Origin of the sequence: Sulfurimonas gotlandica GD1 (assembly GCF_000242915.1) — a bacterium.
Taxonomy (GTDB): domain Bacteria; phylum Campylobacterota; class Campylobacteria; order Campylobacterales; family Sulfurimonadaceae; genus Sulfurimonas; species Sulfurimonas gotlandica.
Map to the genome: position 1 here is coordinate 2863220 of NZ_AFRZ01000001.1, position 22850 is coordinate 2886069.

17 protein-coding genes are annotated in these 22850 nt (G+C 34.5%); 16 read left to right on the forward strand and 1 reads right to left on the reverse strand.

Translation table 11 applies throughout. The features are described 5' to 3' along the window. Positions 1-97 precede the first annotated feature (97 nt). The 15 genes from SMGD1_RS14080 to SMGD1_RS14150 all read left to right on the forward strand — a co-directional run bounded on the left by SMGD1_RS14080 (position 98) and on the right by SMGD1_RS14150 (position 20900). Complete coding sequence (locus SMGD1_RS14080) at positions 98-1492, forward strand: ArnT family glycosyltransferase (RefSeq protein WP_008337433.1); 1395 nt, start codon at positions 98-100, stop codon at positions 1490-1492. A 52-nt stretch (positions 1493-1544) separates the two neighbouring features. Then, positions 1545-2450 (forward strand): lysylphosphatidylglycerol synthase transmembrane domain-containing protein, encoded by a 906-nt coding sequence (locus tag SMGD1_RS14085; protein WP_081444051.1) that lies wholly within the window; start codon positions 1545-1547, stop codon positions 2448-2450. Between the two features lie 32 nt (positions 2451-2482). Next, on the forward strand, positions 2483-3706 hold the full coding sequence (locus SMGD1_RS14090; RefSeq protein ID WP_008337185.1) for a glycosyltransferase family 9 protein: 1224 nt from the start codon (positions 2483-2485) through the stop codon (positions 3704-3706). Beyond that, the gene (locus tag SMGD1_RS14095; protein ID WP_008337587.1) at positions 3690-5120 is read left to right on the forward strand and encodes an ArnT family glycosyltransferase; all 1431 of its coding nucleotides are present in this window, start codon (positions 3690-3692) and stop codon (positions 5118-5120) included. The genes SMGD1_RS14090 and SMGD1_RS14095 overlap by 17 nt, the downstream gene beginning before the upstream one ends. Then, complete coding sequence (locus tag SMGD1_RS14100) at positions 5117-5791, forward strand: phosphatase PAP2 family protein (protein ID WP_008337585.1); 675 nt, start codon at positions 5117-5119, stop codon at positions 5789-5791. Before SMGD1_RS14095 ends, SMGD1_RS14100 begins: the two co-directional genes overlap by 4 nt. Beyond that, a complete protein-coding gene (locus SMGD1_RS14105; protein ID WP_008337436.1) occupies positions 5775-7082 on the forward strand; it encodes a purple acid phosphatase family protein in 1308 nt (435 codons plus the stop codon). The genes SMGD1_RS14100 and SMGD1_RS14105 overlap by 17 nt, the downstream gene beginning before the upstream one ends. Next, positions 7079-8380, forward strand: a complete 1302-nt coding sequence (gene glmU / locus SMGD1_RS14110) for a bifunctional UDP-N-acetylglucosamine diphosphorylase/glucosamine-1-phosphate N-acetyltransferase GlmU (RefSeq protein WP_008337343.1) — start codon at positions 7079-7081, stop codon at positions 8378-8380. The genes SMGD1_RS14105 and glmU overlap by 4 nt, the downstream gene beginning before the upstream one ends. An 11-nt stretch (positions 8381-8391) precedes the next feature. Next, positions 8392-9831, forward strand: a complete 1440-nt coding sequence (locus tag SMGD1_RS14115) for a methyl-accepting chemotaxis protein (protein ID WP_008337127.1) — start codon at positions 8392-8394, stop codon at positions 9829-9831. A 78-nt stretch (positions 9832-9909) separates the two neighbouring features. Next, positions 9910-11895 carry a methyl-accepting chemotaxis protein gene (locus tag SMGD1_RS14120; protein WP_008337077.1) on the forward strand — a complete coding sequence of 662 codons (1986 nt, stop codon included), beginning with the start codon at positions 9910-9912 and terminating at the stop codon, positions 11893-11895. 45 nt (positions 11896-11940) lie between these two features. Next, positions 11941-13059, forward strand: a complete 1119-nt coding sequence (locus tag SMGD1_RS14125; RefSeq protein WP_008337248.1) for a metallophosphoesterase family protein — start codon at positions 11941-11943, stop codon at positions 13057-13059. After that, positions 13046-15415 (forward strand): AAA family ATPase, encoded by a 2370-nt coding sequence (locus SMGD1_RS14130; protein ID WP_008337526.1) that lies wholly within the window; start codon positions 13046-13048, stop codon positions 15413-15415. Before SMGD1_RS14125 ends, SMGD1_RS14130 begins: the two co-directional genes overlap by 14 nt. A gap of 15 nt (positions 15416-15430) precedes the next feature. Beyond that, a complete protein-coding gene (locus SMGD1_RS14135) occupies positions 15431-17902 on the forward strand; it encodes an AAA family ATPase (protein ID WP_008337340.1) in 2472 nt (823 codons plus the stop codon). Between the two features lie 43 nt (positions 17903-17945). Then, positions 17946-19430, forward strand: a complete 1485-nt coding sequence (locus SMGD1_RS14140; protein WP_171801010.1) for a DUF2779 domain-containing protein — start codon at positions 17946-17948, stop codon at positions 19428-19430. Between the two features lie 75 nt (positions 19431-19505). Beyond that, positions 19506-20384 carry an ORF6N domain-containing protein gene (locus SMGD1_RS14145; protein ID WP_008337311.1) on the forward strand — a complete coding sequence of 293 codons (879 nt, stop codon included), beginning with the start codon at positions 19506-19508 and terminating at the stop codon, positions 20382-20384. Between the two features lie 75 nt (positions 20385-20459). Continuing rightward, positions 20460-20900 (forward strand): hypothetical protein, encoded by a 441-nt coding sequence (locus SMGD1_RS14150; RefSeq protein ID WP_008337076.1) that lies wholly within the window; start codon positions 20460-20462, stop codon positions 20898-20900. 213 nt (positions 20901-21113) lie between these two features. Here the strand turns inward: SMGD1_RS14150 and SMGD1_RS14155 are convergent, their stop codons facing one another. Further along, a complete protein-coding gene (locus SMGD1_RS14155; RefSeq protein ID WP_008337174.1) occupies positions 21114-22313 on the reverse strand; it encodes a cation:proton antiporter in 1200 nt (399 codons plus the stop codon). Between the two features lie 125 nt (positions 22314-22438). Between SMGD1_RS14155 and SMGD1_RS14160 the strand changes: the two genes are divergently transcribed. Then, positions 22439-22849, forward strand: coding sequence for a Spy/CpxP family protein refolding chaperone (locus SMGD1_RS14160; protein WP_008337545.1), 411 nt, complete (start codon positions 22439-22441; stop codon positions 22847-22849). The last annotated feature ends 1 nt before the right edge of the window (position 22850 follow it).

The following is a 22850-nucleotide window of genomic DNA, read 5'->3' on the forward strand; positions in this document are numbered from 1 at the left end:
CACAAATTATATTATACAGCTATCATATCCAGAGAAATTCATTGAATAATGAATATTAAAACAGTACAATTACACAAATATTAGGGGAAGATAAGATATGTTAGAACTTTTGTACAAACAACCAAAAAGAAATGCTTATATTCTCATAATAGCCATGGCTTTTTTCTCCGCAATCTACAATGCTTTTTTGCCGCTTCACGGAGATGAAGCATACTATTGGATGTGGAGTCATCATCTTCAAGCCGGATACTACGACCACCCTCCTTTTATAGCTTATATGATCTATCTTACAAATTTTATATCTCAAGCAGAATGGGGAGTACGACTTGTTAATGTCTTTTCTTTAAGTGTCTCAGCTGTATATATTTTTAGACTCACATCTGAAATATTTGATGAAAAAATTGCATTAAATTCGGTACTTATATTTTCGAGTGTAATATTAGTTCATGCCGGTTACATCATAACCACACCAGATTCACCGCTTATTCTATTTTATTCTATTACCCTATACTACTCTTACAAAGCAATATTTTATGGGAAAACTATTGATTATGCGCTTACTGGAATCATGCTTGGGCTTATGATGCTGAGTAAATATACAGCTATTTTATTTGTTTTTAGTTTATTGCTTTTTATACTTTTAAAGAGAAGAGATATTTTACTGAGTGCAAATTTTTATTTGGCAATTATTTTATCTCTTATTGTGATTTCTCCGATGCTTTGGTGGAATTATCAACACGATTGGATTAGTTTTGTCTTTCAGCTTGGACATGGTTCAACAGATACATTTGAAATAGATACAGATTACTTTTTTGAGTTTCTTGGTGGTCAATTTGGCACTTTCTCCCCAGTATTCGCTGGAGTTTTGTTTTACTTTTTAATAAAAGACAGACTTTTTTACAAAGATGACAAACTTCTCTTTCTATCTCTCAGCACTGTTGTAGTTTTACTGTTTTTTTTCTATAAAAGTCTATTTACAAGAATGGAGCTGAACTACACTGCTCCTGCTTATGTAGCTGGAGCAATAATCACTGCTTATCTCTTCGAGCACTATAAACTTATAAAAACATTTAAAGTCGGTCTGGTTATAGCTATAATTTTAACTATTATAGGTCGTTTTGCATTTCTCTTTTACCTAGAGATTGTTCAAGATAGGATGTATGGCAACAGAGAAGCAGTCCAACTTCTTCAGACACATGCTAAAGAAGGTGACAGTTTTTACGGTGATCACTTAACTATTGTCGCATATTTAAAGTTTTATCTAAAAGGTCATCCAGAGACTGACTTAGCAGTTCCAAGTAGATTTTCACAGTATGATATGTGGAGAGAAAAAGAGTTTTTAAAGGATGGTTTAGTTCTTACAAGAGACCCTGAGCAAAAAAACTTAGAAGCTAAATATAGTGATGTAAAACTCATTGATACTATCACAGTTAAAAAAGGTATTACAAAGACAAAAACTCTATATATCTATAGAGTTGCCAATGTCAAATAAAACATTAATACTATTTTGGTTAAAATCACACTAATTTAAAATACGGTAAAAGATGAAAAATACAATTAAATTGATTATAACTATTGTTATGTTTTATTTTCTATTTCAATATGTAGATTTTCAGAACCTAATAGCTATTCTTGCTAAAAGCCATGGCGGAACAATCCTTATTGCCCTTCTCTTCCAGCTTGGAAGTACATACGTTGCAGCCTACAGATGGCGACTTATCATGAAACTTCTAGTTTTTAACGAAAGTGTCTCTTACTATGTAAAAAGTTACTTTAAAGCTTCATTTTTCAATCAAGTATTACCTAGTAGCATCGGTGGAGATGCTGTTCGTATTATTGACCTTACTCAAAAAGGTTATGACAAAAAAGATGCTTTTTATGGTGTCTTTGTGGATAGAGTAGTGGGACTTGTTGGTCTTTTAGTTTTAAACCTTTTGGCAACAATTATTTTCTTTGGGACATTTGACAAAGAGTTTTCACTTCTTATCATACTTATCACTATTGGTGGGATAAGCGGATTTACACTTCTATTTCATCTTGAGAAAATAAAATTTTTAGCAAAGTACAAAGGCTTAGATCTTTTTCACAGACTAGCCAGAAGATTAAACAATCTATATGCAGACAGAACTATTCTATACAAACATATTGCTATCTCTGTCGGAGTACATCTTCTCACAGTTTTATCTCTTTACGCACTAGCTTTAAGCATCGACTTTCATATTTCGTTTCAAACCTTTCTAATAGCGATTCCACCAGTATTTCTACTTACTATAGTTCCTATCTCACTTGCAGGCTGGGGAATAAGAGAAGGTGCTATGGTCGGTATCTTTATGCTAGTAGGAGCAGATGAGACAAAAGTTTTAGCTATGAGTATTCTTTACGGATTACTGCTCATAATAGCTTCAATCCCAGGTTCATACTTCTGGGTAAAAAGTAAAAGAACAACTTAAAAATTTAAGTAAATTAAAGGAATTATAACTATATGAATATAGATACAATGAGAAATATTGACCATTATGCCGGTGTACCACTAACATTTTTAGGTACTATTATTAAAAAAACTGTTGATTTTTTCGTACCTCCTAAAAAGATTAAACCTAAAAATGTACTTCTTATTGAACTATCGGAAATGGGTAGTGCTATCATTGTTGATCCTGCTATGAGAAAAATAAAAGCGAATATTGAAGGTGAGCTATATTTTGTAATTTTTTCTAAAAACAAGGTAAGTCTGCAACTTCTTGAGACTGTAAAAGAAGAAAATATCTACACTATTGATGAGAGTTCAATTTTCAACCTTGCAACAAGTGCATTAGGCTTTTTAAGCTGGTGTCGTAAAAATGAGATTGATTCTGTTATAGATTTAGAGCTGTTTTCTCGTTTTACTGCACTTTTAACTGCAACTTGTGGAGCTGTTAACCGTGTAGGTTTCCATGCGTTTCACAACGAAGGTCTTTACAGAGGTGACTTCCTGACTAAAAAAGTTTCTTACAATGCTCACCAGCATATTGCTAAAAACTTCATCTCTTTAGTTGATGCACTTCTAAGTGAAAAACAGGAACTTCCATTTACAAAAAGAATCATTCCTGATGATGAGATAATTATTGCTAAAGCTACTATCAGCGATGAAGAGCAAACAGATGTAAGAGCTGTAATATCTCAAATGTATGAAGGCTTTGACAAAGAGAAACATCCAGTTATTTTAGTAAATTCAAATGCATCTGATTTACTTCCTCAAAGAAGATGGGATAAAGAGAACTATGGTGATGTAATCAAGCTTATCCTAGATTACAATTCAGATGCTGTTATCTTACTAACTGGTGCTCCGGCTGAAAAAGACGGTGCACAACTTTTAGCTGACTACGTAGGTAGTGAGAGATGTATTAACTTTGCAGGTGCTGTTAAATTCTTACAGCTTCCAGCACTTTATAGCGTAAGTAAGTTTATGCTTACAAATGACTCAGGACCGGCTCACTTCGCATCTATTACTGATATGCATACTTTTGTTCTTTTTGGACCTGAGACACCGGCACTTTACAGCTCACTTGGGCCAACAACTCCTATCTATGCAGGTATGTCTTGTAGTCCATGTGTAAGTGCATCTAACCATAGAAAAACGCCATGTACAGACAACCAATGTATACAAATTATTACTCCTGAGTGGGTATTTAACACTCTAAAACCAAAGCTTGATGAACTTAGCAAATAAACAACACCAAAACTTCCTTTTCTTCATAAGCTTCGTAGCCATTTTACGGCTCACGCTAGCTCCTTTTGTCGGCCTAGGTGTTGATGAGGCTCACTATGTACTCTATGCTCTAAATTTAGACCTAAGCTACTTTGACCACCCTCCTTTAGTTGGCTGGGTTCAGTATATATTTACTTCTATTTTTAGCACTAGTGAATTTGGAGCAAGAGTTGCGGCAATAATCATAGGTTTTGTGACTTCTATATTTATATATAAACTTATATATGATATCAACAAAAACACGAACCAAGCTTTTATAGCTGTATTAGCACTTCATGCCTCATTTTTATTTAATGCTTTGTTTATTATGCTGATGCCAGACACTTTGCTTTTTCTACTTATTCTTCCTATTATATTCACAGTCATAGAAATTGAGAAAAATGACAGACTATCTACATGGCTTCTTCTTGGTCTACTTTTAGGCTTAGCAGGTCTCTCAAAATATACAGCAGTTCTTTTTATAGTTCCCATTATCTTATATGTTCTTCTAAGAAGAAGATATGACCTTTTATATACACAAAATATTATCCCATCTATTGTTCTTGCCCTAATCATCATTCTTCCGGTAATCGTTTGGAACATTCAAAACGATTGGTCAAGTTTTGCCTATCAGAGTGCTCATGTAGTTGGAAGCAATAGTATTAACTGGAATGGTTTTGCCAGTTCAATCGGAGCTCAATTTGGAGCTTATAATCCATTTCTTACTCCTCTTGCTTTTTACGGTCTTTACAAAGCACTTAGAAGCGAGAACTCAACTATATTTCTAACAGCTCTCTTTGGTTTTGTGATGATTCTCTTTTTCACTTATGCATCTCTGTATAAGACTGCCCTTCCACACTGGTCAGCTCTTTTTTATATGCTTTTTATTCCTATCGGTACATTTTACATGCTTCAAATATCTAAAAAATATCTAAAGTTTGCCATAGGTTTCGGGCTGCTTTTAAGTATTATTGCTTATGCGGAACTAGGTTTCAAATTTATTCCGCTTCCAGACCATCAATCACTTCATCGTGATATATATGGCTGGGATGAGATTATGAAAAGAGCAAATGAGCAAATCACAGACGCAAATACAGAAGCTATTGCAGTCACAAACTGGACTTTGGCATCTCGCGCTATTTACTACAACAGAAATTATGACTCGGCTGTTTACCTTGTTGATGACAGAGACGATCAGTTTGATGTTTGGGAAAAGGAAAAACCGCTTGGCAAGGATTTAGTCATCATCAACACTCACTCTTTTGAAAAAAATATAAACAAATATATGAAGTGTTCTGAAGTAATCCAATACAATAAATTTGATATAATGCTGAACGATTCAAAAGTCAATACTATACAACTAATCAGATGTAAAAACTACCAAGGTCTTAAATGATTTTTTCAAAAAAAGCTTATATCGTTTACATACTAACGCTAGTGTTACTTATGATAGTCTCATATTTCACACTAGACATACGTGTAGCTCACTTCTTTCTAGCAGATGCTAATACATATGAACCTATCGGCGACTTTATTAGCATCTTTGGTGAGTCTCACTGGTATATCGGTACAGCAGTTCTTGGTTACTTTTTTTTCAAGTTTTACAAAAAAAACGAACTATATCAGCAAAGATTTCTATTTCTTCTTTACATAAACCTTTTCTCAGGAATCATCAGTCTTTTTTCAAAATGGATATTTGGTCGCATTAGACCATGGGGAATGAGAAACGGCAATGAGGATTATGGATTTTTACTCTTTCAAAACTGGGATATGAGTTTTATTGAGAAGATGAAGTATCACTTTACAACTCTAGCAGATGCACCGACAACATATTCATCATTTCCATCAGGTCACACAACTACAGTCTTTACAGCATTTACATTCCTTGTGATTCTATTTCCAAGATACATATACATCTGGTTAAGTTTTGCTATTGTTCTATCTTGTAGTAGAATTCTTGCAAACGATCATTTCGTAAGTGATATATTTGCAGGTATCTTGGTAGGTACTCTATCTACTATATTTTTATACTCTAAGTTAAGGAAAAAAATTGAAAAACTTTCTTAAAAAATTACTGATATTTTTATTTATTGCAGCTTCTATTTATGGAGTTGGCAGACTTATTTTAGTTACTTACGACAGTTATCTGCATGTTCCCAGAGCGCCATACGCCGTTATGCAGACACAAGATGCCATAACCATTAAATGGCAGACTCCAGAGTTTGAAGTCGGCTCGCTGGAATATGGTTTTTTCTCTGACTCTATGAATACAAAAATCAGAGATAAAAAACAAACTAAAAAACACTCTATAACTATTTCAGGTCTTAATGAGTGTACAAAATACTACTACAAAGTCTCATCAGACTCCCTAGATATAGACAACGAAGACAGAAGTTTTAAAACATTATGTAAAAATGCAGATTCTCAAAAAATCTGGGTTATTGGCGATAGCGGAGAAGCTGGAAAAGATCAAGACCGAGTTTATTCTCAGATGCTAAAACACATCGACAAAGATTTTAACAAGCTTGATATGTGGATTCTTCTTGGTGATAACGCTTACAGAAGCGGAACACAAAAGCAGTACAACAAGAACATGTTTGAACCATACAAAGAGTTAGTAAAAAGATTTGTACCTTGGGCAATCATAGGAAACCATGACGATAGAAGATGGGCTTTTTACAATATCTGGGATTTTCCGACAAAAGGTGAAAGCGGTGGTGAGCCAAGCGGTAGTGAAAAATACTACTCTATAAACAACGGCAACTTGCATCTAGTTATGTTGGATAGTGAGATGCGCCGCATTGATGCAAACAGCGATATGGTTGCATGGCTCAGAAAAGATCTTAGTAAAAACACAAAACCTTGGGTCATAGTTGCTCTGCATACTCCTCCGTACACAGATGGCGGACATAACTCAGACAGCGATTATGACAGTGGTGGTCGTATGAAAAAGGTGAGAGAAAACCTTGTTCCTGTCTTTGATGAGTTTGGAGTAGACTTAGTTTTGAGCGGTCACTCACATGATTATGAACGCTCAAAACTCATAGCAAAACATACAGGAAAAGGCAAAAGCTTCAACAAACAAAACATAGTTCAAGATGCTAAGTCTTGCTACAGTAAATCTATAAAGCCTGCAAAAAACAGCGGAACTATCTACCAAGTATGCGGTTCATCTGCTAAACTAGACCAAGCAAACTTAAAACACCCTGCTCTTCCTTTTGCTTTTCAAGAAATGGGCTCAATCATTCTAGATATAACACCGACAACATTAAGTTCAAAATTCATCAATATTGATGGAAAAATAATGGACGAATTTATAATTAAAAAAGACAACACTTCATGTGAAGGTAAAAAATGAATAAAGACCAAATAAGTATAGTTATTTTAGCTGCTGGAAAAGGCAGCCGTATGAAATCTCCAAAGGCAAAAGTTCTTCACAGCATCTGTGGAAAACCTATGCTTTACCATATCATCAAATCTTCTTTAGAGATCTCTGACGATATCACAGTTGTTGTTGCTCACCAAAAAGATGCAGTTATAGAGCAGATTGGTTCTTTTTTTGAAAACATTCACTTTGTAATCCAAGATGCAGAGAACTTTCCTGGAACTGGTGGAGCTATGATGAGCATAAACCCTCAGCACGAAAAAGTATTAGTCCTAAATGGAGATATGCCTCTAATAACTTCAGATGCACTGCAAGGTTTCTTGGGAACAGATGCCGACATAATCATGTCTATATTTGATTTGCAAGATCCGGATGGCTATGGTCGTGTTATCATCGAAGACGGACAGGTTCAGCGTATAGTCGAGCAAAAAGATGCATCTATATATGAGCTAAAAGTCACAAGTGTAAATGCCGGTATCTATGCATTTTCTAAAAGCGTAATAGAAAAATATATCCCCCTTCTCAGTAACGATAACGCTCAAAAAGAGTACTACCTCACAGATGTTGTCTCTATGGCTAGAGCTGATGGATTAAATATATCTCCGCTACTTGTAGATGAAGAGAAATTCAAAGGTGTGAATTCTAAAAAAGACCTTTCAGATGCTGAAATTATTATGCAAAACAAGATAAAAACACACTGGATGAATGCAGGCGTTATAATGCAGCTTCCTTCAACTATCTACATCGAAGAGGGAGTTACTTTTGAAGGTGAGTGTATAGTTGAAAACGGCTGTCGTCTGACTGGGAACACTCTCATAAAAGAGTCTCACATCAAAGCTGGAAGTGTTGTAGAAGATAGCATTGTTAAAAACTCAGATGTAGGGCCACTTGCACACATTCGCCCTGCTTCTTACTTAGAAGATACTCACATAGGAAACTTTGTTGAAGTTAAAAAGAGTTCTCTAAAAGGTGTAAAAGCAGGACATCTGAGCTACATTGGAGATGCACAAATCGATGAAGGAACAAATATCGGTGCAGGTGTTATCACTTGTAACTATGACGGAGTCAAGAAATACCAGACTATCATCGGTAAAAATGTTTTTGTAGGAAGCGACTCTCAGCTAGTCGCTCCTGTGCAAATTGAAGATGATGTTATGATAGCTGCAGGAACTACGGTTACTAGCGGCAAAATAGAAAAAGGCTCACTTGCTCTTAGTAGAACAAAACTTAGAACTGTTAAAGACTTTTACTACAAATTTTTTAGTAAATAAAAAGGAAATTTATGAACAACTCAACTCTGCAAAATGTTGCCAAATCAAACCTGCTTCAATTAGTGATATTTGTTTTAGCTTTTGCTATTCAAACCTACATATTCGGTTTTTCTATCTCTATTATAATAGTAGCAATGGCCAATATTGGTTTAGCTTTATACCTACGCTCACAGCTATTGATAGTAAAAGCTTCTGTTGAAGGTGTTACAAGTTCTATGTACAAAGTAAGTCATGGTAACTTTGACGAACTTGCTATAGAAATAGGCAAAGGTGAGACACAGAAGCTTGGTGTTGAGTTTAACTCGATGATAAAACAGCTAAAACACTATATGCATGAGACTACAAAAGCTGTTAGAGTAGCTGAAGATACTACTAAGTCTTACTACGCAAATACCGATGGATTAAACAAAGTCTTTAAAGAAGCAGCAGATGCTATCAACCACTCTGTAAAAACTATTGAATCTGGTTATAAAGCGCAGATAAGAGGTGTGTTTACTGAAAGACTTCACAGTCTTGGTGGCGGTATAGCACACGGTTTAACACTAATTCAGAATAATCTTTTAACTAACTCAGATGAAGTAAATAAAATCTCTCAAATGTCTAAACAGACATCAGAAGAAGCAAACAAAAGCTTAGACTCTATGCAAGGAGTATTAGGTATGTTTAATGACTTGACTGAAAAAGTTGCTGCTACAAATGAGAACATCAACTCCCTGTCTGAGAGATCAAAAGAGATCTCTGCTATTGCAGACATCATCAAAGATATTGCAGAACAGACTAACCTACTGGCATTAAATGCCGCTATTGAAGCAGCAAGAGCTGGTGAGCATGGACGCGGATTTGCAGTTGTTGCTGATGAAGTTAGAAAACTTGCAGAACGTACTCAAAAGTCTACTCAAGAGATCTCTATAACTATTCAAACACTACAACAAGAGACTCAAGATATACAGTCAAACGCAGGAGACATGTCAGAGATAGCAAATAATGCTACCCATACTATTGATGAGTTTGCAACTACTTTAAAGAGCTTTCATAACAATGCTCAAGATTCATCAGACTATGCCGGTTTTATACGTGACTCACTATTTATGGTACTTGTAAAAATAGATCATATTCTATTCAAATCCAATGCTTATGCTTCTGTTATTGCTCAGAAAAATGTATCTTCATTTGGTGATCATAAACAATGTCGTTTAGGTAAATGGTATCTTGATGAAGGTAAGCAGAGATATGGTCATACTAAAAACTATTCAAGTATAGATGCTCCTCATGCTCTAGTGCATACAAACGTACTTAAAAATATAAATATGATAAATGAAGACGAAATGCTTAGTAAAGAAAAAGAAGAAACTATAATTACAAACTTCTCTAATATGGAAGATGCAAGTGACAAGTTATTTGGCATCTTAGATGATGTTGTAAATGAGTTAGATCCAACAAAAAACAAATAAACAAGAACTAGATTTTATATAAATTTTACAAAGACTTGCTACACTCTATAATATTTCATTATATTAAAAGGTGTCTCTATGTCTACTAAGAACTTCACGTTACTAACCAAACTGCTCGTTGCTCTGATTCCAATCATACTTTTAGCATTTCTCATACTCTCGGTTATTATATACAAGCAAGTAAACTCCATTGAAAGCAATATTTACAACAAAGAAGAGCTTTTACTAAAAAGTGATATTCAAAAAGATCTAAGCACAAAACTTGAATCTCTCAAAAACATTGTTATCTCTATTTCAAACAATGGTATCGTAGTAAACAGCATGTACGATGAAGATCGTGAAGCGATTTTTGATGAGATTTTCAAGCTTAGAGAAGTTCTAACAGCAAACAAATCTTTTACAAATCCTCTCATCCAAGTTGTTGATTTGATGAGTACGTCATACGTTAAGTCTTGGGACAAAAAGGCTTATGGTGCAGATGTAGGTATGCGTAACAGTATTAAAGTCGTTCAAAAAAATATGACACCGTTTATAGGTTCTGAAGTTACCAGAGGCGGAGTTATGATGGTTGCGACTGCACCGCTTATGTATCTTGCTGAAGGTGCAGAGGAAAAAGACTACATAGGAAGTGTTGATTTTATTTCTAGATTTAACACCCTTATCTATAAAAAGAACAACCCGCAAGATACGCGTGATTTGCTCATACTTGTTGATAAAAAGTACCTTGAAACGGCAAATTATATAAAAAATCCTACTATTATCGGCTCATACTATGTTGACCATGCAGATGACAAACCAGACCAAGCATTCTTAGATGCTGCATCTGCTATTGATCTGGAGCTCTTAAAAGAAAAAGGTCACATAAATGATAAAAAGTACTTTTATACATACGAAAACATCAAAGACAATGATGGAAAAAACATAGGTATATTCCTTTTAGCAAAACCACTAAACGAAGTAAAAGCAACTGCTAACGAGGCCACTGAAGCACTAATCTTTCTTATAACTATCTTTTTTATTGCCATCATAGTTATCATTTTTATTCTAATATTTGCCATAAGAGCACTGATTCTTTCACCGCTTAATGAACTCTCAGGCATCGCAAAAGATATATCTAGCGGTAGAGGAGATCTAACTAAAAGGCTTGTTGAGAAATCAAACGATGAGATAGGAAAGACTTCTAACTACTTCAACCGCTTTATAGAAAAAGTACAAGACATGGTCTCTAAAGTAATGTTTTCAGGACAAAAGACTTATGAAGATGTAGAAGATGTTACAAAGACTCTAGTTCAGATAAGTGAGCGTATGAGTCAAGAGAGAAGTTTTTTACATAAAGCTACAGATTTGGGTGCAGATGTTCAAAGCATACTCAAAGAGTCACTAGATGATTCCATTGAGACAAGCAAGAAAGTAAACCTTGCAGTTGAGAACTTATCCGCTGCACACGACGACATCATAAAACTTGTAGCATCCGTAAACAATGTCTCTGAGAAAGAGAATGAAATAGCACACTCACTTGCCCAACTAAGCAAAGATGCTGAAAATGTAAAGTCAGTTCTAAACATCATAGTAGACATAGCAGACCAAACAAACCTTTTAGCACTAAATGCAGCCATAGAAGCGGCTCGTGCGGGTGAACATGGACGCGGTTTTGCAGTTGTTGCAGATGAAGTCAGAAAACTTGCAGAACGTACTCAGAACTCTCTTTCTGAGATAAATGCAACCATAAATGTCATAGTTCAGTCCATCGTTGATTCAAGCAATCAGATAGATTTAAATGCAAAGTCTGTTGTAAAACTGGTGGAGCACACTACAAATGTAAAAGATAAGATTTTAGATAGTACTGAGTACATCCAAGAAGCATCTCTAATGGCTAAAAACTCAGAAGCTGTTTCAAAGAACTTAGCTCAAAATACTAGAAGCATCATCCAAAATATTGATGACGTTGATAAGCTTTCTACTCAAAACAAAGAATCGCTTGAAGAGATAGAACTAAAGGTTAAAAAAGTACAAGAGAGTGCTCACGACTTAAATGAGCAACTGGGACTATTTAAAGTTCAGTAAATATTAGATATCATATCCTAATTAATTTCGTTAATTAGGATTTACTTGAACATACTACACTTTAGCGATACTCACCTAGGCTTCAACGACTTAGACATTTTAAACGATGAGAACATCAACCAAAGAGAGGCGGACTTTTATGACGCTTTCTCTCAGGTTGTACAGCAGATAAAACTAAGCAAACCAGACTACATCATCCACACCGGAGACCTCTTTCACCGCTCAAGCCCAAGCAATCGTGCTATTACTTTTGCACTTGAACAGTTTAAAATCTTGGATGCTTTAGATATTCCTTTCATACTTATCGCAGGAAATCACTCAACACCGAGAACAAACCTAAGCTCACCTATACTAAAGATATTTGAAAGCTTTAAAAACATACACGTCTCTTACAACCAAGAGTATAAAAAAATAGAGTTTGAAGATGTTGTCTTTCACACCCTACCCCACATGAATGACGACTCTAAAGCCTTAGAGCAGATAGAGATTTGCGAGTCAAACATAGATGCCAAGAAAAAGAACATCATGATGATGCACTGTAGCGTTGGAGCTTGGTACTTGATGCAGGAGTTTGGAGAGTGGGTCTACCCGACTGACAAAGAGTATATCTTCCAAAAGATGGACTACGTAGCTCTTGGTCACTGGCACGGTTTTGGGAAAGTCGGTAAACATGAAAACGTTTACTACAGCGGTTCAACTGAGAGAACATCTCTTAATGACAAACGTAATTCAAAAGGCTTCGTAGAACTAACTTTAAACGGCTCTCTAGACGTAGAGTACAAAGAGATAAGCATACGACCTATTATCAGCAAAGAAATCGACTGTGAGGCTTATGCGAGCTCTTTAGAGATGCTTGACGCTTCTGACACAAAAGATGCAATAGTCGAGGTAAGACTAAAAAACCTATCTGCACTGCAATCTATCGACATTCAAAACTCAGACATCAAAGAACTTTTCCCAGATGCTATGAGCGTGAGTATCAAAAGAGAGTTCAAGAGAGATGCTAACGAAACTGACCTGAAAGATGTGGAAGCTCTAAGCCTTGAAGAGTTCTTTTTAGAGCACATAAAAGAAGATGCAAATGAAGAAGAGTTTGACAGACTAAAAGGTAAAGTGCAAGAACTGTTTGCACACTACGAAGAGAGCAACGATGATACTATCTAAACTGCATCTGGAAAACTTCAAAAAGTACACAAGTTACGACATCGAGTTTGGCGAAGGACTTGTCGGCATCATCGGTAAAAACGGAAGCGGAAAGTCTACGATATTTGATGCCATACTCTTTGCTCTTTACGGTGAGGCGAAAAAACGAGGAAACAAAGACATCCTAAGAAACGCTAACGCATCTGACAAAGATGCAGTAGTAGTTGAGCTTGAGTTTGAGTTTGAAAGTCTAGAGTACAAAGTGGTGCGAGAGTTCCGCGGAAAAGCTATGAGTGCAAATGCAAAGTTCTTTAAAAATGGTGAGCTTACAACTACAGGAGCCAAAGAAGTAACTGCCGCAATAGTCAACCTCACAAAGATGAGTAAAGATGCTTTCATGCACACACTCTTTGCATCTCAAAAAGAGCTGACAAGTTTAAGTACTCTTAAAAATGAAGACCGCAAAAAGATGATACGAAAACTTCTCGGACTAGAGAAGATAGACTTCGTAGAAAAAGAGCTGGTAGAAAAAAGCCGTGCGTTGAAAAATGAGATAGATGCATTTAGAGAGGTTCTTCTTGGCGTTGATGAGATAAAAGCAAAACAAGAGCAGATAAAGGCTAGTGTTGAGAAAAATAACGCTCTAAAAAAAGATGAGCAAAACAAGACAAAAGAGCTTGTAACTCTAAAAGACAAAGAGCAGTCAATAAAAAAAGAGCTTGATGTTTTCACTAAGACTAAAGAGCAAAAACAAAAACTATTCTCAGATCTAAAACTTCTAACAAACTCTAAAAGCCTAGAGATGCTAAATCAAGCAAAACTCATAGCTGAGAATCATGAGCTTGAACATAAAAAAGAAGAACTAGCAAGCCTTGCATCTGTAAAAAAAGAGTACCTGAGTCTGCAAGAGGATTTGAAAACTCAAGAGTTGCTAAAAGAGTACCACTTAAAACGTGTTGGACTCACAAAAGAGCAAGTCCAACTAAGAGAGCAGTACACTAAAAGTAAAGCAGACATTCATGTCCTAGAGAAAGAGTGTGAAATGTTCGAGCAGTACAGTTTTGATGCGAAAAATATGGAGCAAGACCTCTCTATTCGCCAAGACGACATCGAAGTAAAACACACCATAGAGCAAGAGCTACTGCTAGAGATGAAAGCCGAGCAGAGAATCATAGACGAGACAAACGCCAAGATTGCCAACATCAAAGAGCTAGGACAAGGCTCAGCCTGCCCAACTTGCACAAGACCGCTTTTAGAAGAGTACGACAATGTCATAAACTCTCTTAACGAGATAGTCCAAGGCACTCACCAAAAAAAGATAGACACACACAACACTCAGCTGAAAAATGTACAAGAACAAAAAGCAAAACTCGTAGAACAGAAGAAAGAAAAAGATAAAGAGTACCTAGAGCTTACAAAGAAACTAAACATCATAGTCTCTAAACAGAACGACCTCTCTCGTGCAAAAGAGCACTTCACACTCGTAGAGCAAAAAGGCATGAAAAACAAAGAAGAGCTAAAAGCACTAGAGCAGTTTAGCTACGATGAAACTCTGCACGCTAAAGTGCGTAAAGAGTACGATGAGCTCACACCAAAGTATAAACATGCAGTGAGCCTAGAGACAGAACTAAAAAGACTAGATGCAGTAAAGAAAGACTTAGAAAAAGTAACTGCACACATAGAAGAACTAAAGAAAAAACACCAAGACAAAGAACAAGAGTACAACAAAGTTCTCTACGATGAAGATGCTCACAAACAAAAGCTCACTCAGCATGACGAAGCACTAAAAACTGTAGATGCACAAACAACTACGCTAAACGATATAAAAGTAGCCATAGCATCTATAGTCGGAGAGATAAAGACCATCCAAAACTCTCTGGACAATAACGACACACAACTCAAAAAAGTCCAAACAAAAAAAGATGACCTAAGAGACTACGAGAAGATAAAAACAAGTCTAGCAGAGTTCAAGACAAAACTAAACGCTAAAGTAGCACCACGCATCTCAAGCCTAGCATCTGAGATGTACTCTCAAATAACAAAAGGCAAATACCAACACATAGAAGTAAGCAACGACTTCGACTTTTTCATCTACGATGAGGGCAAAAAGTACCCCATAGAACGCTTCAGCGGTGGAGAAATAGACCTAGCAAACTTAGTACTTCGCATAGCCATCTCAAAAACGCTTACAGAACTAAGCGGTGCAAGTTCCATTGGTTTCTTAGCGTTTGATGAAGTCTTCGGAAGTCAAGATGAAGCAAGACGTATGGAAATACTAGAAGCGTTTCACACCATCAAAGAGCAATACAGACAAATATTTTTGATATCTCATGAGATGGAGATAAAAGAGATGTTTGAGCGGGTTGTGGAGCTTTAAAAGAAAAGGAATTAGATGTCTATTCATATAAAAAAAATAAATCGTTTTACTTCATTTTGTGGTCTTGACAATGTAACATGTGATGAAGAGTTTCAAAACTATAATGTTATTTTTGCAAATAATGGGTCGGGCAAAACCTCTGTAACAAGAGCATTAGAATTATTAATACAAAAAAACACCCATATTTCAAAATATCAAAGTATAAACTCACAAATTGCACCAAGTATAGAATTTGAGTTGTCAGATAGAATACTAAACATTAATGATTCAACAAATTTACCTATTCTTCCATTTAATATTGAAGTTTATAACAGTGATTTTCTACAATATAATGCACCTTTAAGCTCAGAATTTGGACTTAAAAAACTTGATGATGAAACAATAGTCTTGGAAGGTTCAGCAATTGGAGAGGAAACTAAAGAGATTGAAGAGTTAAATAAGCAGAAAATCAAATTAGAAGATAAAATAAGTCGAATTGGAAATATTAGAGACATTGAAAATCTTGATGAAAATTCTGATATAAGAAAAGAACAAATTAAAACTTTAATAGCTATAAAAGATATTGAAAAAATAAGAAAAAATATCACATCAAGTTCTATTCAAATAAAAGCAGAGGATTTTGAAATAATATCTGATGAATTAAATGATATTTCAAAATATAATTATGATGAAAAGAAACTAGTAGATGCACAAAAAGAATTTGACGATTTAAACGAAGCTATAAAAGAATTCGACAGTTTAACTGAAATTCAAATAGCTAGTTTAGTTCAGTTAAATAACAAAACTAATATTGACTCTTTATTTGATTTTGATATGGAAAAAGAAGCAGGGCAAGTTAGTGAAAAGATAAAAGCTCATATTCTAAAAGTTGGTGAACAGTTTGTTAAAGATGGAAGAAAAATTATTAAAGATATTTTATGTCCATTTTGTAATCAACCAATAAAAAATGGAATTTTAGATGAATATACCAATTATTTTAATGAAGCAGTAAATAACTTCGATAATTTGTCACAAAAACTAGAAATAGATACAAGGAATGAATTAGAAAAATGGAATGAATGTAAGAATCAAATTTTAGAACAGTTTCAAAAATTCAAGCCTTTCTTAGATGACTTTGAAGCAAATAACATTACTCTTACTAATAGTATTGATGAAATTATAAAACAAACAAAACACCTCAAAGAGTTAATTGCTGATAAAAAAGGTATTAATAATCAGGAACAATACGGCAAGCAATTCATAGACATATACGCTAGTTTTGGTAAAGTAAACAAAATCATTGATTTAACGATAGAAATATTAGAAAGTAAAAAAGAGCAAGAATATAATTTAAAAGTCAAAAAGCAAGAATTCAAAAATATAAAAATTCAAAAAGCTAAAAAAGATAGTTTCAATTATCAAAAAACAAAAACTGAAAGTTTAGAAAAAATAAAAAGTTTAGAAAATGAATTTCTAAGTTTAGACGAAACCCTTGTAAGTATTAAATTGAAAATACAAGAATTACAAAATAAACGAAGACCAGATGTTCAGCAAATAAATCTTTACTTAAAAGCTTTAAATCTATCAAAGTATTCCGTAAATGAAGATTATAAAATCACTATTAGTTCATCATCTATTATTGAAAATGACAACTTGAGATTGGTATTAAGTGAGGGAGAGAAAACTACAATAACTTTTGCTTATTTTTTAGCTCGATTAAAGCTATTTTATAACAAATCATCTTTAAAAAATTTAGTAATAGTAATTGATGATCCTATATCAAGTTTAGACGAGCACAGAGTTTATAATACATCATATATAGTCTCTAAAATAAATCAAGAAATTGCAGGAGAAATTTTAGATAGAAAGGATGACAAAGCACAAGTTTTTGTATTGACACACAGTCATCTCTTTATGACAAATATAATCAGAATTTTAGGTAAAAATACTTCTTATTTTCAATTAGACAGACAAGATAATTTAATAAATTTTATTTCTAAAAATAAAGTTGCAGGGTATTTTGATACATTTTATTTATTACTATTTAAAGAAATTTTAACGTTTGCAGAAAACTCTACAATTAATGAAAATTTTAATGAATCAATTAACTATGGTAATAAAATTAGAATATTAATTGAAAGTTTTATGAAAACAAATTTTATAAGTAAATTTATAGAACAAGAATATAAAAATCAAAGTTCTTTTGATCTTGAAAAACTTCGAGTTATAATACAAAAAATTTCATCTTCAAATGTAACACATATATTTGCTAATTCATATTTCGAAGAAAGTGAATATAAAATAACTAACGATAAAGATTTGGAATTAAAACTCGATAGTGTAGTAAAGGGTTTACACATGGATAGTCATGGAAGTATCGCAGATTTTTATAATCAATATAAATTATCAATTTTTGAAGTACAGAAGCTTGCAAAAATCACCATCAATGTCATGACAGCATTGAACCCAAACCAAACTTATTTTTATATTGAAGCATCAAAAAATTGAAAAGTATAAAAAGAATATTTATTTTTAACCTAAAAATATATTTATGACCCTCTCAAAATCCCTTTACACCCGTGGCATCCAATGCCCAAAAGCACTTTGGTTAAAAAAGCACAAATCCTCTGTGCTTACACCTACAGATGCATCTGCTGAGGCTGTTTTTGAAACTGGTAATGCTGTAGGAGCTTTGGCTTGTGAGCTTTTTCCCGCGGGAAAAAAAGTAGAGTTTTCAAGAGAACATGATGAGATGCTATCCACAACTGAACAATACATGGAAGACGGAATGCCAAACATCTACGAGGCTACATTTTCTTACGATGGCATCTTGGTGATGGTTGACATACTCCGCGTAGATGCAGACGGTGTTAGCATCTACGAGGTCAAAAGCTCCACATCTGTAAAGGACATATATATTCACGATGTGTCTATTCAGCACTATGTTTTACGCTCTCTTGGCTTCAATGTCAAAAGTGCAAATGTTATCCACATAAACAGCTCTTACATCAGAGGTGATGAGTTAGACATAAACGAGCTTTTTTCTGTGGTAGATGTCAGCCAAGACGTACTTGAACTTCAAGCAAATATTCCACATGTTTTAGAAGAGTTTGAGAACTACCTGAGCGACAAAACCAATGAACCAGACATCGACATAGGCAAGCAGTGTAAAAACCCTTATGAGTGTGATGCACTCCACTACTGCTGGAGAGTTCAAAGAGGTATCCCTGAGTACTCGGTATTTAACATTTTCAACCTTGGAAGTAAAAAGCAAGTCGAGCTTTACGAACAAGGCATAGTAGACATAAAAGACATACCCGATTCTTTTGATATGACAGCCAAACAAGCTGGGGCGGTCAGCAACTATAAATCTGGCGTCACACACATAGATAAAGTTGCCATAGAAGAGTTTTTAAGCACCCTCACCTATCCAGTGTACCATTTGGACTTTGAGACCTTTCAACAAGCCGTACCAGAGTTTAAAGGAATAAGTCCTTTTATGCAGATACCGTTTCAGTATTCACTGCACATAGAGCATGAGGACGGCAGACTTGAACATATGGAATTTTTAGCACCTGACGGCATCGACCCAAGAGAGCATCTGGCACGTAAACTCTGCCAAGACATACCACGTAATGTAACAGTCCTAGCGTACAACATGGGCTTTGAAAAAGGTGTCATAAAAAAGCTGGCGTCTACCTACCCTGAGCTGAGTGAGCATCTACTAAATATTCATGACAACATAAAAGACCTCATGACACCGTTCCAGCAAAAACATTATGTAACTCCAAGCATGAATGGAAGCTACTCCATAAAGTACGTACTACCTGCCCTAGTCCCTCAGATGCAAGATGCATACAAAGAGCTAGACGGAGTACAAAACGGAAGCCAAGCCATGAGTGCATTTGCCAACATGTCAAAGCTAGATGCAGAGGATAAAGAGAAGATGAGGAATGCACTTTTGGAGTATTGTGAGTTGGATACTTTGGCTATGGTTCGGGTGTTGGGGAGACTGAAGGAAGTTGTGAATAAATAAACTTTTCATTCTGTCATACTTTTAAATCAAAACCTTTTTTTGTGCCATGATACATAAAAGTATCTAGGATTTGTTATGAATGATATATCAGTTATAAACGAAGAGACTATTAAAAACAAGATTTACTCTATACGTGGATTCCAAGTTATGCTTGATAGAGATTTAGCAGAGCTTTATGGAGTTGAATCCAAAAGATTAAATGAGCAAGTAAAAAGAAATATAGATAGATTTCCCAATGAATTTATGTTTCAACTTACAAAGAATGAGCTAGAAAATTGGAAGTCGCAATTTGCGACTTCCAATAGAGAAACAATGGGGCTTAGGAAATTACCTTTTGCTTTTACTGAGCAAGGTGTTTCTATGTTGTCAGCTGTACTAAAAAGCGATATTGCCGTATCAGTCAGCATTAGTATTATGAAAAGTTTTGTTCAAATGAGAAAATTCATGTCTAACAATGCTTTAGTATTTCAAAGGCTAGATTCACTAGAACAAAAGCAATTCAAAACCGATGAAAAGGTAGATGCTATCTTAGATGCCATAGAGAGTAAGGAGCTAAAACCAAAACAAGGTATCTTTTACGATGGACAGGTTTATGATGCTTATGTGTTTGTATCTGACCTTATAAAAAGTGCAAAGAAAAGCATAGTCTTGGTAGACAACTATTGCGACGAGAGTGTACTTACCCTGCTCTCAAAAAGAGATGCTGATGTAAAAGCTTGCATCTACACAAAGAATATCACTAAAGAGCTACAACTAGACCTTAAAAGACACAACACTCAGTACCAAAAAATAGAACTAAAAAAGTTTGATTCATCACATGATAGATTTCTCATACTTGATGACAAAGATGTTTACCACATCGGAGCTAGTTTAAAAGACCTTGGTAAAAAGTGGTTTGCTTTTTCAAAGCTTGATCTGGACGCTTTAGATATTTTAATGAAGTTATACAGTTAATATAAAACATGTTAATTAATGATTTACATATGACTGATAGCATAGTGAATATAGAGTAAATAAAAGGAATCGTAAATGATACACAAAAATTTTTTTTCAAAACGTTCTGTACTTTTAATATTATTAACAAGTAGTGCATTTAATCCTCTTTTAGCACTTCAACATGAGCCATACTCGATAGTTAAAAACACTCTACAAATCTCAAATGTAAAGATTGATATAAGAAATATACTTATAGGCAAAGGTCTTGACAAAGATATCGCTATCAGTAAAACCAACAAACTTTTTTTTAACCATAAACATACAGCAAATACACTTTCTGATCTATACAACTATCCGGAGATATTTATTTCTAAAGAGAAACTAAACGATGTACTTGCAACATATGCACTATATGAAAAACATTTAGATTTAAGCTCTTATAACTCTCTAGTTAGTTTAGCGCAAACTGTTTCATTGCAGTCATTAAGCACTAAACACTTAAACACACTCAAACATCTAGCAGCTACTCCATAAAGTACGTATTACCTGTTTATTTGTAAAAAACTTCTCACTGCATTTTTAAATCCATCTGGATTTTCTATCATGCTCATGTGTCCACTATTGCTTAAACTCACAAGCGTTGAGTTTTTTATTATATTTTCTTTGATTTTTTTATCTTAGAACCTTTTTTGTAAAAATGGTCATACTGGTTTAATGTCAACATATTAGCTTTAAGAAAAGGATGTCCTAAACACACTCACCTTTAAAATATTTCTTTAGTAAAAATGGCGGTATAACCGTTGTAATGATTATCACAAATATAAGCATTGCATAGATTTCATTCGGCAAGATTTCGTTTACTCTGCCCATCTCGGCAAATATCAAACCCACCTCGCCTCTTGGTATCATAGATATTCCTATTATTACATTGTTTCTGACACACTTTTGAATAATGAAAAATGCACCTACAAACTTACTGAAAAAAGCAATAAATACAAAAGATATTCCCATAAACCAAAACGAAGAAGATGAAAAGTCTATGACAGTCAAATCCATAGAGAGACCAACCATAACAAAAAATATAGGTGTAAATATTTGAATAATTGGTCTCATGTTTATTTGTACTTCGTGGAGAAGTTTATCATTTGTACTTAAAAATGCACCAAATGGCAAGAAAAATCTTCTTGAAAGAGCTATACCTGCCGCAAAAGAACCTAAAATAGCAGGTGCTCCAACTAAATGTGACAAGTATGCAAAAAGTAAAATAAGTGAGATTATAATAGTTGGAATATAGCCAGGCACCAAATCTTTACCATGAAATTTATGTATTATATATGAGAGTGTTTTAGCTAAAATCGGAGCTAAGATTAAAAATGTCAGAACCATACCGGCTACTGATAAAGTATGGTTAAAATTAGCTTCATGAGAGATTGAAAAATCGTAGATAAATACAAGTAATATAATACCTATAACATCATCAATTACCGCCGCACCAATCACAATTTGAGCTATATTTGTATTTTGCATATGTATATCTTTTAAAACTCTAACCGTGATACCAATACTCGTTGCGGTAAGCGTTCCAGCTATAAACAGAGATATATCAAATGACAACTCAAAAAGATAATATGCTACAGAAAACCCAAATACTAAAGGTAAAACAACCCCAAGAATTGCCACAATAAGCGATTTGGTTCCTGCATCTTTTAAACGAGCGAAATCTGTTTCCAGTCCAACTTCAAAAAGAAGTAATATAATCCCGATCTCTGCTAAAATTTTAAGTATCTCATTTGGCTCAACAAGACCTAAAATAGATGAACCAAGAACAATTCCCGCGAACACTTCACCAAGAACAGACGGTACACCAAATCTTGCAAACAACTCACCCAAAATTCTTGATACAATTAAAATTAAAAACAGCGTTAAAATAAAGTCATGCGCTTCCATGCATTATTATACTACTTTCTCAACATAGTTATCAAAATCATATATTAGTCCTAACATTGTATTAACACAAATACTATATCATTACTCTAACAAATAATAGAGGAAACTCTTACAAGGACAAAAAAATGAAAATAAAATTTTTAACGATAGCTAGTTTGTTGGTATTAGCTCTAGCTTCAACAAGCTTATCTGCTCAACAAAAACCGTTTCTTATTCATGGACAACTACCACATATTACTGGTACTATAATGCAGTTATGGGATGATGAAGATTTAGCTCTAAGCCTTGAACAAAAAACAAAACTAAAAGAGATTAGAATAAGAACAGTTGGTGGTCTTGCAACTATAAAAGGTGAAGTTTTTCCTTTAGAAGCTGAGATAGTTAAAGCAAGTTCAAATGGTGCAAACCCAGATAGTTTAGAAGATTCTCTTCAAAAGTTAGCAGAACTAAGAGCTGAGGCTACGATGCTTCATCTTCGTTGTCTTTACGACACAAGAAACATCCTAACTAAAAAACAGCTTCAACTTATAGAGTAAT